The organism is Priestia sp. 10L35 (assembly GCF_056395685.1).
This window is the reverse complement of the sequence record NZ_JBFTKA010000009.1, coordinates 15,672-30,704: the sequence shown is the minus strand read 5'-3', so window position 1 is coordinate 30,704 and position 15,033 is coordinate 15,672. Positions and strand designations below refer to the sequence as shown.

Genomic DNA, 15,033 nt, shown 5'->3' with positions numbered 1-15,033 from the left:
GGAGGAACAGAATGAGAGTATTAAAATATGCCATATTAGGGCTCTTAGATCAGAAGGAGCTCAGCGGGTATGACATTACCAGACTTTTTAAAGAAGAGGTCGGTAATTTTTGGAGTGCTAAGCACAGCCAGATTTATCCCGAGTTAAAGCGATTAACAGAAGAGGGATTTATTCGCTATGAAACCGTGATTCAAGGCAAGAAATTAGAAAAAAAGATGTATTCGATAACGGAAGAAGGAAGAGCTGAGTTAAGCAAGTGGCTCACTACGATTGATCCTATTCCTGAAACAACTAAAGATGAATTTATGTTAAAAGCTTATTTTGCTTCATCCATGTCAATAGAAGAGTTAAAGCAACAAATAGATAACCAGCTATCAAGCAGGAAAGTGAAGCTAACTTTTTTAAAGAAACGAATGGATGACCTTTTGGAACAAGTTAATCATCACATCACCGTTTCGTCTCCTCAATTTGGTCATTATTTGGTGCTATCTCGCGCTCAAGACCGGGAGACAAGCTATATCAATTGGCTTGAACGTACGCTGAATTTAATTGAAAAAGAACAATAAGAAAAGGTGAGCGGATCATGACTTGGTGCATAAAATCATTTCAAGAGCTGACAAACGATGAGCTTTATGAAATTCTACAGGTTCGCACCGCTATTTTTGTTGTCGAACAGAAGTGTGCTTACTTAGAAGTAGATGGAAAAGACAAACTTGCTTATCACTTGTTCAAAAAAGAGAATGAGAAAATTATCGCATATCTTAGAGTTTTACCAAAAGGAATTAGCTACCAGGAAGCTTCTCTTGGGCGCATTATTGTAAAACAAGCACAGCGCGGTACGGGTCTCGGAAGAGAACTAGTAGCAAGAGGAATTGATTTTTTAGAGAATGAATTGCACGAGAAGACAATTAAAATTCAAGCTCAAAGCAGACTTCAAACATTTTATGAATCGTTTGGTTTTAGACCTGTTTCCGATATTTATTCAGATGAAGGGCTTCCCCACGTAGATATGTTAAAGACACCTTAGGAACTTCACCAATTGTGTGAAGTTTTTCTATTTCTGAAACGGGTAAGGTGAAAGAAAGATGTTAGGCTTTAGTATTGCGCAGATAGAATCGATATGACTACTACTAAATTAGTAATTTATGAATAAGATAGATAATGAATTTGTTTCTTTTTGCTTATTCTTTGATTTTAAGTAAGTGATATATTGAAGAAAGTAATAATATTGTATATAATGATTTTTGTAACAAAAATGTAACAATTACGTAATATTCTTAATATTGGTTCAGAAAGAAATTTGTTGTACATATTGCTTGGAGGCATTTTTATGAGTGCAAAGGAAAAGAAAAATAGGTATATATATAGTTTGGATGGACTTCGAGCTTTCGCTGTTATGTCTGTCATTGCATATCACTTAGGATTTGGATGGGCATCTGGAGGATTTCTAGGAGTTGACGTTTTCTTCGTATTATCAGGGTATTTAATTACCTCGATTTTACTGGTGCAATCTTTGGAAAATCCTTTGAAAAATTTGAAGCATTTTTGGATTAGCCGAACGAGAAGACTTCTTCCAGCTGTGTATGTGATGGTAGTATTAACTGCAGCTTGGGTTATTTTATTTAACCGGCCATTGTTAACAACGCTACGAGGCGATGCATTATCGTCTATTTTTTATATGAGTAACTGGTGGTTTATTTTTCATAAAGTTTCATATTTTGATAGTTTTGGGTCACCGTCACCATTAAAGAACTTATGGTCACTGGCTATTGAAGAGCAGTTTTATATTGTGTGGCCACTTGTTTTATTGTTGGGTTTAAAATTTATCAAAAAGAGAGGAATTCTTTCTCTATTCATTTTAGCTGGAGTAATGGCCTCAGCTATTCTAATGTCTTTTTTATATGAGCCAGGAGGAGATCCTAGCCGCATTTATTATGGAACCGACACTCGGCTGTTTGCCCTTTTAATCGGCTGTTTACTTGCATTTGCCTGGCCGATGTATCGTTTATCATCAAAAAATCTTCCAGCCGTAGGCAAGCAAGTATTAAACGCGGTAAGTATGGTGAGTTTCTTTGTATTTATTCTCTGCGTATGGAGCGTTGATGAGTATACTCATGCATCTTTTCTTTATCAAGGTGGAATGCTGCTGATTTGTTTAAACGCTGCTGTACTGGTTGCAACGATTAGTCATCCTAGTAGTTTTTTAGGAAAAGCTCTGTCGTTTAAGCCGCTTCGCTGGCTTGGTACTAGATCATACGGCATCTATTTGTGGCATTATCCGGTTATTGTTCTTACAACACCTGTATCCGAGATTGGCCGCCCGGTCTATTGGCATGCGCTGCTACAAGTAGGCCTTACATTTATCATTGCTGAACTTTCTTACCGTTACATCGAAGTGCCTATCCGCACACGCGGCTTTCGCTATTATTTCCGGCACTACCATCCGAGAGAGCTTTTTAAATGGCGTAATCTCTCTCGTTCGAGACAAGCGGTTTTGGGCAGTCTCATTTTCTTTTTGGCGCTGTTTACAGCGGATATGACAAGCTTTGCTATTAGTACGCAGCAAAAGGATGAAACGACAGCGAAAGAGACAGAGGTTAAAATTCAAACGAATCATAAAGAAAATGCTTCAACTTCTGTCAAAGACAAGAACAAAGCGGATGATAAAAAAGCAGAGAACGCGGAAAAGAGTTCCGGGGAAGAAAAATCTGATGCCAAAGAAAAACAGCAGCCGAATTCTTACAGAGATGTTCTTGCGATTGGAGACTCGGTCATGCTGGATATTGCTCCTAATCTTAAAGAGATGCCGCTTAGTATTACGATTGACGGAAAAGTAGGAAGGCAGCTCAATGAAGCACTGCAGCTAACTCCTAGCTATCAAGCATTTAATAATCCGAACAGCGCAGTGATTATTGAGTTAGGAACAAACGGCTATTTTACAAATGAAGAACTTGAACAACTGTTAAAAGCTTTTTCACACGCGGATGTTTACTTAGTGAATACGCGCGTTCCTCGTTCGTGGGAAAGCACCGTGAACAAGAACTTGAAAGCTGCTTCTGAAAAGTTTGATCACGTCACGCTCGTAGATTGGTACTCAGAGGCTTCTAAGCACCCTGAATACTTTACATCAGATGGTGTCCACTTGGTACCTGAAGGATCAAGAGCATTAACAAAATTGATTGAAGAACGTATGAATTTAGAAGTTAAGGCGGAAAGTCGTTCATAATAAGTGAAAAGCTGTACGATGTTTTGTATCACAAACTGATTAAACATGTGTTAAATGAATAGATAAAACAAAAAAAGCTTACATGTGTAAGCTTTTTTTGTTTCAAGAAAGGCGAGAAGAAATATTGCCAGCGATTTCTTGAAGTTTTTCAGGCGTGTATTCGCTTGTATGCTCTTTCCATACAGCACCGAATCCATCGCCTTCCCCATAGCGAGGAATAATGTGCATATGATAATGAAACACGGATTGACCAGCTTTTTCACCATTATTATTTAAGATGTTTAAGCCGATTGGACTGTATGTTTCTTTAATTGCATTTGCGATTTGAGGAACCACTTCAAACAAATTGCGCGCAATTTCCGGCGTTAGTTCGTGAATGTCTTTTTTATGTACTTTTGGAATCACCAGCGTATGCCCTTTTGTTACTTGACTAATGTCTAAAAAAGCTAATACATGTTCATTTTCAAATACTTTTGCACCTGGGATTTCACCGCGAATAATTTTGCAAAAAATACAGTTTTCATCATGTGTGCTCATTATATTCACCTTCCGTTACCAATATAAATGTATGGGTATACATGTACGTTTATTTTACCACAAAGTAGAAATGCAATCAGCAGACAAGAAATAGCTGCTGGCATTTTATACACAAAAACGGGATGCAAACGATTATGCATCCCGTCATGTGAAGAAGGAAAAAATAGCTTTTAATGCAGCATATGATCTTTAAGGAACACCTCATTTACGTAATTGCATTGCCTAATGAAACAGTAACTTGAAAAAGTATATTCTCTTTAACAAACACCTCATTTAAGCATTGAGCTAAAAAAATATACAATGTGAACGAAATCGTTCTTGGTCTTTGACAAACACCTCATCTACACAGTAATAAATGAACATTATTGTCTACCCATTATATATATTCTTACTACGTTCATGACTACCATCCCCTTATGAATCAAACATACATCGATTTACAATAAGGTTTTCTGAAATATGCCTGCTGTAGACACCTCATCCCAAATGTAAGAAGCTTTGTAATGATTAGTTGTAATCAATAACTTGTTTTCCTTCTTCCCTATATAGAATGTCCCGATATTTCGATTATATTCTGGAAAAATTAACCGAAAAAAATTGAAAACAATGTGAGGAAGAAAAAGATTTGGTACAATAGAGCAAATAGCGCTTGCGCTTGGAGACAAAAAGAACAAATAAAAGGAGATCGTGATGGGTTCTTTATTGCAAATTAACAATATTACAGGGGGATATACAAAAACTCCCGTCTTAAAAGATGTATCGTTTGATGTAAATGCAGGTGAATTAGTCGGGTTAATCGGGTTAAACGGGGCCGGCAAAAGTACAACGATTAAACATATCATTGGATTAATGGAAGCAAAAAAAGGAAGTGTATCCATTAATAATAAAACCTTTCAACAAGATCCAACAGGTTATCGAAGTCAGTTTACGTTTATTCCAGAAACTCCTGTGTTATACGATGAATTAACATTAAAAGAACATTTAGATCTGACAGCTATGGCTTATGGACTTGAGGCTCAAACATATGAAGCCCGTCTGCAGCCGCTTTTAAAAGAGTTTCGTTTAGACCGGAAGTTAAAATGGTTCCCTGCGCATTTTTCAAAAGGAATGAAGCAGAAGGTTATGATTATGTGCGCTTTTTTGGTTCAGCCGTCTCTTTATATTATTGATGAACCTTTTTTAGGTTTAGATCCGCTGGGTATTCAATCTTTACTTGATTTGATGACGGATATGAAAAAGCAAGGTGCAGGCATCTTAATGTCCACACACATTTTGGCGACCGCGGAACGCTACTGCGATAAATTTGTTATTTTACATAACGGAGAAGTAAGAGCGCAAGGAACGCTTAAAGACCTTCAAGAAGAATTTCAAATGCGCAATGCTACTCTTGATGAAATTTATATTGAATTAACAAAGGAAGAAGGCTATGAGTAAGATTGATGCATTATGGAAGCAACGGTTTCAGCAGTATTTAGTGGATATAAGAAGATATACAAAATATATCTTAAATGACCACATTAAATTAGTGTTAATTTTTGCAATTGGCGGTTTGGCCTACTATTATCAACAGTGGTTAAGTACATTAACACCTGCGTTTCCTTCGGCTGTATTGATTGCGATACTTATGGGATTGATTTTAACCATGGGTCAAATTCAAACGTTTTTAAAACGACCTGATTTAGTCTTTTTACTTCCTTTGGAGACGAAGCTTCAGCCTTATTTTAAAAAATCTTTTTGGTTTACCTTTACGATTCAGCTTTATATTTTATTATTTGCAACTGGTGCAGCAGCACCTCTTCAAGTAAAGGTAATGCATGATTCTTACTCAAACGTTTTTGTGTTTTTTCTGCTATTACTCATCTTGAAAGTTGTAAACTTAGGCATGTCTTGGTGGGCTGTATGGTTTGAAGAAAAGTGGGCGAAGTGGACAGATTATATCGTCAGGTTTTTCTTGAACGCAGTTTTTACGTACTTCTTATTTTCCCATGCATACGCATTCTTTACAGGAATCGTAGCGGTGATTATGATTGCGCTAGCCATTTATTATCGCTCGCTTACAAAAAGAAAGCCGATCAAATGGGAAAAGCTAATTGACTTAGAAGAAAAGCGCATGGGCTATTTTTATCGATTAGCTAATTTATTTACGGACGTTCCTCAGGTGAAAGAGCGAATCAAACGCCGTAGATATTTAGATTGGCTAGTAGCACGTATTCCATTTCGTCAAAGTGCCACTTACCATTACTTATACACCAGAACATTTTTGCGATCAGGAGATTATTTAAGTTTGCTCGTTCGCTTAACTGTCATTGGCGGATTTTTAATTGTAGCTGCGCCGTTTCAATACGGCAATATAGTGGTTGTTTTATTTGTTGTATACATGACGGGTTTTCAATTACTCCCGCTTTGGAAGCAGCACAAACAGATTTTATGGCTTTCTCTTTATCCGGTTGAAGCTAAAGAACGGAAAAAGGCATTTTTGGACGTATGGAAAAAAGCGCTGTATGTACAAATTCTTGTGCTCGCCATAGCGGTGGCTTTTTCTAATATAGTTGCTGCGCTGCTTTCCGTGGCAGCAGGTGCTATATTTATTCACTTATTTGTACATGCATATGTAAATAAAAAATTAACGTAAAAAAAAGCTCCGAAAGGAGCTTTTTTACGTTTTTAGACTACTTTGGAGACGAAGATAATATACGGAAGCGATAGACGTTCATTGCTACTTTTGTGAGATGGTCAAGAAGCTGATAATTAGCATATGCACCTATAACAGCGCCAATTCCCGGCATAAGCTGAAACATTTTCACAACATCAATGTAATCACGGTATTCTTGTTGAAAAGCTTTCCAATCAAGCTCAAGAAGTTCCTCTTTCTTTTCTTCCCAGTTTTCTACTACTTCGAGCAGCTTCGTTCTATGGTCGTCGCTGCAAAAGGCAAGATGAAAAATATACAGCATATAAATGCGTTCTTCTTTTTCTTTTACATCAAAACCATACGTAGCGGCAATGTCAAATAAGCACTTCATTTTTATGGAAAGAAGAAGCGGGAAATCTGCTGCACCTAAAAGGATACCGCCTGCACCAGTACCAGCTCCTTCTACAGCAGCTGTTCTTTTGTACTTAGGTATGAGTTCCAAAATTCTGTTCTCTTTTTCTTCAAATGAAAGACCGCTGACATCTCTTTTTTTAGTGGTGAAATCGGATCCAACAAGCGTGGTTTCAACCATTTTTTTTATGCTTTCAGTCATAATCTTATGGACTTTAGCAGGGATTTTTTCATTTATTTTAAGCTGTAAAGATTTTGCGGTCCGTTGAAATTTAGAAGGTCGTTTCAACATGCTGAATTTCCAATGTTCAGCTTCTTGTAACACTTTTTCTTCATACGTATTCAAAAAAATCACCTCATTTCAGTCGATATAAATACTACGTTTTAAGTGAGGAAAAGGTTCCTGAAATAAAACAACAAGCACTCGTCTGCTTATCTGTACGAATGCTTGCTGAATGATTAATTCGCTTTTATTACGTTTTTAGAAGGAGCTTGTTCTCTTAAATACTCAACAGCAGCCGTACCAAGCGTTTTAGCTGCGATAAGCATTGCTTTTTCGTTAAAATCAAATTTAGGATGATGATGAGGATATGGAGCATCTACACCTTCTGGCTGAGCTCCTGTAAAAAAGAACGTTCCTTTAATATGCTGCAAATAATAAGAGAAATCTTCCCCAGTCATGTGAGGCTCCGTTTCTTCGACTGTATGAACTTCATCGATTTGAGAAGCAGCAGAAGCAAGAAAGGCCGTTTCTTCCGGGTGGTTGACGACGGAAGGATAGCCGCGCGTATAACTCAGTTCATAAGAAGCGTCAGCTGTTAAGCATGTACCTTGGACAATTCGTTCGATTTCTTTTTCTACGTCATTTCGTACATCTTCATTAAATGTTCTTACCGTTCCAATTAGTCGAGCAGAATCAGCAATAATATTAAATGCATTTTCTGCTACAAAAGAACCTATGCTCACAACCGCTGAATCAATTGGGTTTACACGTCTGCTTACAATTTGCTGTAAATTAACAACAAGCTGAGAGGCGATGACGATTGAATCTTTTGTTTTGTGAGGCTGTGCACCGTGGCCGCCTGCTCCTTTGATCGTAATTTCAAAGCGATCAGCAGCAGCCATAATAGGGCCCGTTCGATATTGAACGACACCAGTTGGAGTTAATGACCATAAATGCGTTCCGAATATCGCGTCTACACCGTCTAAGCATCCGTCTTCAATCATGGACTTGGCGCCTCCGGGTGCGTACTCTTCGGCGTGCTGATGAATGAAGATGATTTTACCAGGGAGAGAATCCCTTATTTCAAAAAGCGCTTTAGCAAGGACTAAAAGAGTAGCTGTATGACCATCGTGACCACACGCATGCATTACACCGGGAACAGTTGATTGATATGGTACATCTTTTTCATCTTGAATAGGCAGGGCATCAAAGTCGGCTCTCAAAGCTACAGTAGGACCAGGGTTTCCTCCTTGAATGCTTGCTACAATGCCGTTTCCTCCTACATTTGCTCGGTAAGAAATACCGATTTTGTCATAAAAAGATCGAATGTAGGCAGCGGTTTGAAATTCTTTAAAAGACGGTTCTGGATACTGATGCAGATATCGGCGGACTTGAACCATTTCATCAAATTTTTCTTCAAGTAAAGTATGTAGCTTGGAATTCACGTGACCATATCCTTTCTGTATAGGTTGAATAAAGTTTTGAATTTTTTGACATTTTAATCATTATATCATTATCTATTAAAAAGAAAAGAATGTAAGCGTTGTTATTGAAAAAAGTAATTGAATCATGAAATATTTTATATACATAATAGATACATAAGATGAGGAATAGGGATAAAGAATGAGTTTTTTGCCAATTTTCTCATGAGATAATAGGAGGTAACGATATGGTAGATTCACAAACTGTATCCCTGTACAAAAAATTGATGTGGGTGTTTGGGGGGGCAGGTCTCGTTTTTTTAGGAGTGTTGTTTGTTGTGTCGACAGATTCTTTTCAAGGAGACCACTGGCTTGTTTCAGCTATAGATGACAGCACTGTTCTTCAGTCAGCGTCATCTGTTTTTCATGGCTTGTCTTTTTTAGCTTCAAAAGTGATGATTATGGTTCTTTTAGCTGTACTTCTCGTTTTTTTATTTTTTAAAAAGGACTATATCGGTATGATATCGGCATTTTTATTTATTTTAAGCGGTGATATTATTAATAAAGCAGTTAAGGATGCGGTAGAACGAGGGCGTCCTCTTGAAGGCATCGAAGGCTACAGTTTTCCAAGCGGCCATGCGATGATGGGAATTCTTATTTATGGTCTGATTATCTTTTTTCTCACAAAGCATATGAACAGTCAAAAGGTAGCCAAGCGGTATCAGCTTGCAATTACTTTAATTGTTTTATTAATAGGTGTGAGCCGTATTCTATTAAGAGAACATTTTTTAACAGATGTCTTAGCTGGCTACAGCTTAGGGCTTATGTGGCTTATTGTAGGCATTTTCTTCTATACGCTTGTTTATGCGTATGTAAAGCCTTCAGCGGAAAAAGAGTTTCCAAAAGGCATGTAAAAAATATATACATATGGCCCCCTTCATAAAAAGAAGGGGGGCTTTTGTTTAAACTAAGAACATCGCGACAATTGTTGTAACGACTAATCCAATCGCTACAGGTTTTAAATTACGTCTGGCGAGTTCAAACGGACTGACTCCGCAAATCGCAGCAGCTGGAATCAATGCCCATGGAATCAATGTGCCTCCCCCAACCCAAATCGCAGCAATTTGCCCTAAAGCAGTTAGGGTGGCAGCGCCTGATCCTAAAGCAGATGCAAATAAATGAGAGACAGAGCCTACAAGTGAAATGCCTGAAAAGCCTGAACCGTCTAATCCGGTAATAGCTCCTAGAGCAGTTATCGTTACAGTGGCGACCTGTGCGGTTAACGGCACAGTGGAAGCAAGCGCAACGCCTAGGTCATTTACAAGTCCATGTGATCCTTTCGGAAGAAAGTCACCGATGATTGTTGTGAATCCAGCATCTCCTAAATAGAAAAAAGCTGCAATGGGAATAACGGGACCGAATACTTTAAAACCAAACTGCAAGCCTTCAATCAAGTAGGAAGTTGTTTGTTCGAGACCTTTTCCTTTGTGAGCAATAAGTGAAACCACCACTAAAATAAATAAGGCTGTGCCACCAACGAGAGCAGTTGCATCTCCTCCCTGTAAATGAAGGGCGAACATTGCCCATACGTCTATAGCAAAGAAAAGGGGAACTATAATGGCTAAAGCCCGGCGTACTGAAGAAGAAAGAGGTGTGGATTGGACAGAAGAACTGCTTGTTAACATTGTCGGTTGAGCGTGAATTCTATTGTGCTTCATATCTTGTTTTAAAAAGTAAAAAGCAGAGAGTGTCGTAACAACTCCCATCACAATGACCAGAGGGACACTTGCTTGAACCACCTCGTGAACTGGAAGACCTGCTGCGTCAGCAGTTATCTTAGGAGCAGCTTGAATAACAAAGTCTCCTGAAAGCGCAACGCCGTGGCCGAACAAATTCATCGCTACGGCTACGCCTATAGCTGGAAGCCCTACGCGGATGGCCACTGGTAAAAGCACGGCTCCAAGTAAAGCAACGGCTGGAGAAGGCCAGAAAAAATAGGAGATGGTCATCATAACTAATCCAATAACCCAATAGGCAAGAGCAGGCGTTTTAATGAGGCGAGCAAAAGGTGAAATCATCGATTCATTTATTCCTGTAGCCATTAAGACTTTACTCATGGATACAATAATTGAAATAATTAAAATGGTAGGAAGCAGTTCTGTAATGGCATAAATGAAGCTGGAAAAAACAGCGCTGACAGAGTGGCTTAACGAAGAGGTAGCCGTTAAGGAAAGTAAAAAAATCCCGAGTATACAAAGGATACTCGTATCTCGCCGCATAATCATAAAGCCGATAATGAAGGTGATAAAAAGGACATACATCCAATGAAGAGCTCCAAGCTCTATGCCCATAAAAATTCCTCCCAATAGGTGATATAGTATACAATATGACGTTTGTGCCTATTGTGATACTCGCCTACTAGGAGGATGTTTACTTATTTAACTACGTGGTATGAGGTCACATAAGAAGGGCGAGAGAAAATCGATGGCTGCTGATCCACGCCTTCTGACGTACCGCGTTTTTTGTGTGCTTCATTATAGGCTTTTGAAGACTGCCAATCGCTAAATGAACTTTCATCTTTCCATCCTGTAAAGATAATGTATGTGTCATTTTGCAGTGGACGAAGCACACGAATAGCTGAGAAGCCTGCTTCATTTTCAATTAAACGAGCTCGTTGGCTAAATCGCTGTTCAAACAAAGGACGGCCTTCATCTGTAACTGAAATATTATTTAGTACAGCAAATCCGCTATCTGCAAGATCTCCAGAAGCATCTAATACCTCATAAGCATGTCCTTCTTTAAAAATTGTATCTCCATCTGTTTCGTGAACTAGTGCAAATTGATCGTCATCTTTGTGAAGCAGTAGCAAACGTTCACTCGGATGTTCGTCGATCAACTTCTGAAGGTAAGGGCCTGTTCCGTAAGTAATAAAGATCTTCATGGATTATACTTCCTTTCTAATTGGGAATTGCATACAATTTACAATTGTAAATCATACTAAAATTATAAAATTTTACACACAAAAATTCAAAAATTGTGAACTTCTAATGAAGATGGTAAAGTAAAACATTGATGAAGTTGTTTTCCATATTATCAAAAGTTTAGCGAAAGAAAAGGGGTGGCACGATGTACAAAAAAGGCTTATACGCAATTGCTGCCTTAGTTGGAATTTTTCTATTAGGATTGATTGGATATATTATCATCTTGTTTCTTGGAAACTATGTAATTGATGAGAAAAAGATCGTCATGGACTCGGCTACGAGGTTAGTGGACGAAAATGGAGACGAATTAACAAAGCTCTATGTGAAAAATCGGGACTTGGTTTCAATTGATAAGATTCCAAAGCATGTGCAACAAGCATTTATTTCAATTGAAGACGTTCGTTTTTATGAACACCACGGAATCGATTTTAAATCTATTGGTCGAGCATTATACCGAGATATATTGGCTGGAGGAAGTGTTGAAGGAGGAAGTACTTTAACACAGCAGTTGGCTAAAAATGTGTTTTTATCTAATGATAAAACGTTGCTTAGAAAAACAAAAGAAGTAGTGGTGGCCATTAACTTGGAGCAGCGTTACAGTAAGCAAAAACTGCTTGAAATGTATTTGAACCAAATATACTTTGGACACGGAGCCTATGGAATCCAAGCTGCATCCAAGCTTTACTTCAATAAAGATGTCTCCGAATTAACGGTAGAAGAAGGTGCACTGCTCGCTGCACTGCCAAAAGCACCGAATTCTTATTCTCCTATTTTACATCCGGAAAAAAGTATAGAACGTAGAAATGTTGTGTTAAATGCCATGCAAAAAGCAGGTTATTTATCAGCTGAAAAAAATGTCCGTTTGCAAGGAAGAATGCTGGGGTTGAACGTAAAGGAACAGGCTAAAAACCCAGCGTATCTAACCTATATCGATATGGTTATTCAAGAAGCAGAGAAGAAATACAGTATTTCGAGCAATGAGCTTCTGCGCGGCGGTTATACGGTCAAAGTACCTATGAGTACAAAAGTACAAGAAGCCGCCTACGAGCTGATGAAAGAAAATCGTTATTTTCCAGGTACAGATAAAAGTGCCCAAGGTGCTTTTGTATTAGTCGATAACAAAAGCGGAGGAGTTTTATCTGTTATGGGAGGACGAGATTATGTACAAAAGTCGCTCAATCGCGTAAATGTCAAAAGACAGCCAGGTTCTACGATGAAACCTATTGCGGTATATGGCCCTGCGTTAGAAGAAGGTCAATTCAAGCCTTATTCCTTGCTGCAAGACAAGCTTAGAAGCTACGGGGGATACACACCTAAAAATGTAGACGGCCAATATGCTAAAAAGGTAACGATGTACGATGCCCTAAAAGATTCTAAAAACGCAGCTGCCGTCTGGACGTTGAATCAGCTAGGAGTTGAAACAAGTAAGCAGTATCTCACAAAGCTAGGAATTCCTATAGAAGATAAAGGGCTTGCGATTGCTCTTGGAGGATTAAAGGAAGGAATTACACCGCTTCAATTAGCAGGAGCGTACCGTGCATTTGCTGAAAACGGAGAAAACATCCAACCGTACTTTATTCAAGAAATAAAAGATCAAGACGGAAAAGTGATTGCAAAAGCTGTTCCCGACACTCACAAAGCATTTTCAAAACAGACAGCGTGGTATATGACAAAAATGCTTCAAGGAGTTGTTAAAGAAGGAACGGCAAAAAATGGAGAGTTTAAAGGAGAGTTAGCAGGAAAAACAGGGTCTACTTCGTATACGAATGTTAAAGGAGCTACAAGGGATGCTTGGTTCGTTGGGTATACGCCAGATGTTGTAGGAAGCGTGTGGATGGGATATGATTCTACAAATGACCAGCATTATTTAACAAAAGGAAGTTCTTATCCGACGCTATTATTTAAAGATATTCTCACAAGAGCTGGTTACGACGAAGCTGCATTTCAAAAGCCAGCAGGCGTTAAAGATTTGCCAAAACCCATACGCTTAGAGCAAGTTAAAGACTTAAAACAAGAATTAACATTCCATCCATTTGGTTTGCTAACGGTAAATTTATCGTGGACACCTTCACCTGATAAAAGAGCTGTTTATTATGTTTATGAGAAAAAAGGAGATAAAGCCGAAGTAATTGGCAAAGTGAAGGGAAAAGGAGCATTTGAAAAAGAGCGTGTGAATCTGCTCGACAGTCCTACTTATTATGTAGTTCCTTACAATTCCCAAACAAAACAAAAAGGAAAAAAATCCAACGAAGTAACACCTGCTCTTTTTCAATAAAAAAAGGAAGAGTAGGGCGAATTTTTGACATTTTTAGCAGGTGGCTATACAAGTCGTAAAGAAATGGGTATAGTGACAAGTAGAGAATATAACGTGAAACTTTAATCAGTAGAGGAACCGGTATGTTCCTTTGCTGATTATTGTCTGTCTAATCGAAGAAAATACGGATGGAAGACAATCGAGAAAGGTGGAAATCATGAGTCAAGGAACGTTTAACGATACTTTTTTAAAAGCCTGTAGAGGGGAAAAAACGGATCATGTTCCGGTTTGGTATATGCGCCAAGCAGGGCGTTCACAGCCGGAATACCGAAAACTAAAAGAGAAGTACTCTTTATTTGAAATCACTCATCAGCCAGAGCTTGGAGCATACGTAACACGCCTGCCCGTTGAACAGTACGGAGTGGATGCAGCTATTTTATATAAAGATATAATGTCACCGCTTCCTTCAATTGGAGTGGATGTTGAAATCAAGTCAGGAATTGGTCCCGTAATTTCTAATCCAATTCAATCTTTAAGCGATGTAGAAAAACTAGGAGAAATTACGCCGGAAGAAGATGTTCCGTATGTATTAGATACGATTAAGCTGTTAACAACAGAACAGTTAAACGTACCTCTAATTGGCTTTGCAGGTGCTCCTTTTACAGTGGCAAGCTATATGATTGAAGGAGGACCTTCAAAAAATTACAATAAAACAAAAGCATTTATGTATACCGAACCTAAAGCATGGTTTGCACTAATGGATAAGTTAGGAGATATGACGATTACATATGTAAAAGCGCAAATTGACGCTGGGGCAAAAGCCATTCAAATCTTTGATTCATGGGTGGGTGCTTTAAATGTAGCGGATTATCGTTACTTTATAAAACCTGTTATGGAGCGAATTTTCACCTCTTTACGTGAAAAAAATGTACCGCTCATTATGTTTGGAGTCGGGGCAAGTCATTTGGCAAAAGAATGGCATGATCTGCCGCTGGATGTAGTTGGATTAGATTGGAGAACACAGCTGGATGAAGCACGTGCATTAGGCTTAACAAAAACACTGCAAGGAAACTTAGATCCTGCTATTTTGTTAGCTCCATGGGAAGTTATTGAAGAACGTGTAACAGAAATATTAGATAAAGGGATGGCCAGTCCTGGTTACATCTTTAACTTGGGGCACGGCGTTTTTCCACAGGTTCAGCCGGAAACGTTAAAGCGTTTAACAACCTTTATTCATGAATATTCTGCAAATAGACAATAAATTGTCAAATAATTTGGAGCGCTAAACTTTGAATTTTTCTTTTTATTCATGGCAAAATGAAGACAAGTATTGAATCTAATAAAGAGG

The 15,033-nt window shown here is 38.4% G+C and carries 13 protein-coding genes; 8 read left to right on the top strand and 5 right to left on the bottom strand.

The features are described 5' to 3' along the window. The first annotated feature begins 11 nt into the window (after nucleotides 1-11). The 3 genes from AC1DEF_RS24200 (at nucleotide 12) to AC1DEF_RS24190 (ending at nucleotide 3,226) form a co-directional block, all read left to right on the top strand. Nucleotides 12-566 (top strand): PadR family transcriptional regulator, encoded by a 555-nt coding sequence (locus AC1DEF_RS24200; RefSeq protein ID WP_025752934.1) that lies wholly within the window; start codon nucleotides 12-14, stop codon nucleotides 564-566. Nucleotides 567-583: 17 nt separating this feature from the next. After that, nucleotides 584-1,027 carry a GNAT family N-acetyltransferase gene (locus AC1DEF_RS24195; RefSeq protein ID WP_013081678.1) on the top strand — a complete coding sequence of 148 codons (444 nt, stop codon included), beginning with the start codon at nucleotides 584-586 and terminating at the stop codon, nucleotides 1,025-1,027. Between the two features lie 303 nt (nucleotides 1,028-1,330). Continuing rightward, nucleotides 1,331-3,226, top strand: coding sequence for an acyltransferase family protein (locus tag AC1DEF_RS24190; protein WP_097825004.1), 1,896 nt, complete (start codon nucleotides 1,331-1,333; stop codon nucleotides 3,224-3,226). Between the two features lie 102 nt (nucleotides 3,227-3,328). Here AC1DEF_RS24190 and AC1DEF_RS24185 read toward each other — a convergent pair whose 3' ends face one another. Next, nucleotides 3,329-3,763: an HIT family protein gene (locus AC1DEF_RS24185; protein WP_014461670.1), complete on the bottom strand. Its 435-nt coding sequence runs from the start codon at nucleotides 3,761-3,763 to the stop codon at nucleotides 3,329-3,331. A 690-nt stretch (nucleotides 3,764-4,453) separates the two neighbouring features. On the opposite strand from AC1DEF_RS24185, the gene AC1DEF_RS24180 reads away from it, so the two are divergent. Next, the gene (locus AC1DEF_RS24180) at nucleotides 4,454-5,197 is read left to right on the top strand and encodes an ABC transporter ATP-binding protein (protein WP_097825005.1); all 744 of its coding nucleotides are present in this window, start codon (nucleotides 4,454-4,456) and stop codon (nucleotides 5,195-5,197) included. After that, the gene (locus AC1DEF_RS24175; RefSeq protein WP_097825006.1) at nucleotides 5,190-6,395 is read left to right on the top strand and encodes an ABC transporter permease; all 1,206 of its coding nucleotides are present in this window, start codon (nucleotides 5,190-5,192) and stop codon (nucleotides 6,393-6,395) included. The genes AC1DEF_RS24180 and AC1DEF_RS24175 overlap by 8 nt, the downstream gene beginning before the upstream one ends. Nucleotides 6,396-6,432: 37 nt before the next feature. On the opposite strand, the gene AC1DEF_RS24170 is transcribed toward AC1DEF_RS24175, so the two are convergent. Together AC1DEF_RS24170 and AC1DEF_RS24165 are read right to left on the bottom strand one after the other, a co-directional pair. Further along, nucleotides 6,433-7,152, bottom strand: a complete 720-nt coding sequence (locus tag AC1DEF_RS24170; protein ID WP_097825007.1) for an EcsC family protein — start codon at nucleotides 7,150-7,152, stop codon at nucleotides 6,433-6,435. Between the two features lie 113 nt (nucleotides 7,153-7,265). Beyond that, entirely contained in the window at nucleotides 7,266-8,474 is a 1,209-nt protein-coding gene (locus tag AC1DEF_RS24165) for a M20 family metallopeptidase (RefSeq protein ID WP_097825008.1), read from the bottom strand. 224 nt (nucleotides 8,475-8,698) lie between these two features. Between AC1DEF_RS24165 and AC1DEF_RS24160 the strand changes: the two genes are divergently transcribed. After that, on the top strand, nucleotides 8,699-9,364 hold the full coding sequence (locus tag AC1DEF_RS24160; RefSeq protein ID WP_097825009.1) for a phosphatase PAP2 family protein: 666 nt from the start codon (nucleotides 8,699-8,701) through the stop codon (nucleotides 9,362-9,364). A 48-nt stretch (nucleotides 9,365-9,412) separates the two neighbouring features. Here AC1DEF_RS24160 and AC1DEF_RS24155 read toward each other — a convergent pair whose 3' ends face one another. Beyond that, on the bottom strand, nucleotides 9,413-10,801 hold the full coding sequence (locus AC1DEF_RS24155) for a hypothetical protein (RefSeq protein WP_097825010.1): 1,389 nt from the start codon (nucleotides 10,799-10,801) through the stop codon (nucleotides 9,413-9,415). Between the two features lie 83 nt (nucleotides 10,802-10,884). Continuing rightward, nucleotides 10,885-11,391, bottom strand: coding sequence for an antibiotic biosynthesis monooxygenase family protein (locus AC1DEF_RS24150; protein WP_013055327.1), 507 nt, complete (start codon nucleotides 11,389-11,391; stop codon nucleotides 10,885-10,887). Between the two features lie 185 nt (nucleotides 11,392-11,576). Here AC1DEF_RS24150 and AC1DEF_RS24145 point away from each other — a divergent pair, with 185 nt between their 5' ends. Continuing rightward, nucleotides 11,577-13,706 (top strand): transglycosylase domain-containing protein, encoded by a 2,130-nt coding sequence (locus AC1DEF_RS24145; protein WP_097825011.1) that lies wholly within the window; start codon nucleotides 11,577-11,579, stop codon nucleotides 13,704-13,706. Between the two features lie 196 nt (nucleotides 13,707-13,902). Next, the gene (hemE, locus tag AC1DEF_RS24140; RefSeq protein WP_097825012.1) at nucleotides 13,903-14,946 is read left to right on the top strand and encodes a uroporphyrinogen decarboxylase; all 1,044 of its coding nucleotides are present in this window, start codon (nucleotides 13,903-13,905) and stop codon (nucleotides 14,944-14,946) included. Nucleotides 14,947-15,033: the final 87 nt, after the last annotated feature.

What these genes read in the sequence shown, in the direction of transcription:
- AC1DEF_RS24200 (WP_025752934.1), top strand. Translation starts at nt 12, where the DNA reads ATGAGAGTATTAAAATATGCCATATTAGGGCTCTTAGATCAGAAGGAG.
- AC1DEF_RS24195 (WP_013081678.1), top strand. Translation starts at nt 584, where the DNA reads ATGACTTGGTGCATAAAATCATTTCAAGAGCTGACAAACGATGAGCTT.
- AC1DEF_RS24190 (WP_097825004.1), top strand. Translation starts at nt 1,331, where the DNA reads ATGAGTGCAAAGGAAAAGAAAAATAGGTATATATATAGTTTGGATGGA.
- AC1DEF_RS24185 (WP_014461670.1), bottom strand. Translation starts at nt 3,763, where the DNA reads ATGAGCACACATGATGAAAACTGTATTTTTTGCAAAATTATTCGCGGT.
- AC1DEF_RS24180 (WP_097825005.1), top strand. Translation starts at nt 4,454, where the DNA reads ATGGGTTCTTTATTGCAAATTAACAATATTACAGGGGGATATACAAAA.
- AC1DEF_RS24175 (WP_097825006.1), top strand. Translation starts at nt 5,190, where the DNA reads ATGAGTAAGATTGATGCATTATGGAAGCAACGGTTTCAGCAGTATTTA.
- AC1DEF_RS24160 (WP_097825009.1), top strand. Translation starts at nt 8,699, where the DNA reads ATGGTAGATTCACAAACTGTATCCCTGTACAAAAAATTGATGTGGGTG.
- AC1DEF_RS24155 (WP_097825010.1), bottom strand. Translation starts at nt 10,801, where the DNA reads ATGGGCATAGAGCTTGGAGCTCTTCATTGGATGTATGTCCTTTTTATC.
- AC1DEF_RS24150 (WP_013055327.1), bottom strand. Translation starts at nt 11,391, where the DNA reads ATGAAGATCTTTATTACTTACGGAACAGGCCCTTACCTTCAGAAGTTG.
- AC1DEF_RS24145 (WP_097825011.1), top strand. Translation starts at nt 11,577, where the DNA reads ATGTACAAAAAAGGCTTATACGCAATTGCTGCCTTAGTTGGAATTTTT.
- hemE (WP_097825012.1), top strand. Translation starts at nt 13,903, where the DNA reads ATGAGTCAAGGAACGTTTAACGATACTTTTTTAAAAGCCTGTAGAGGG.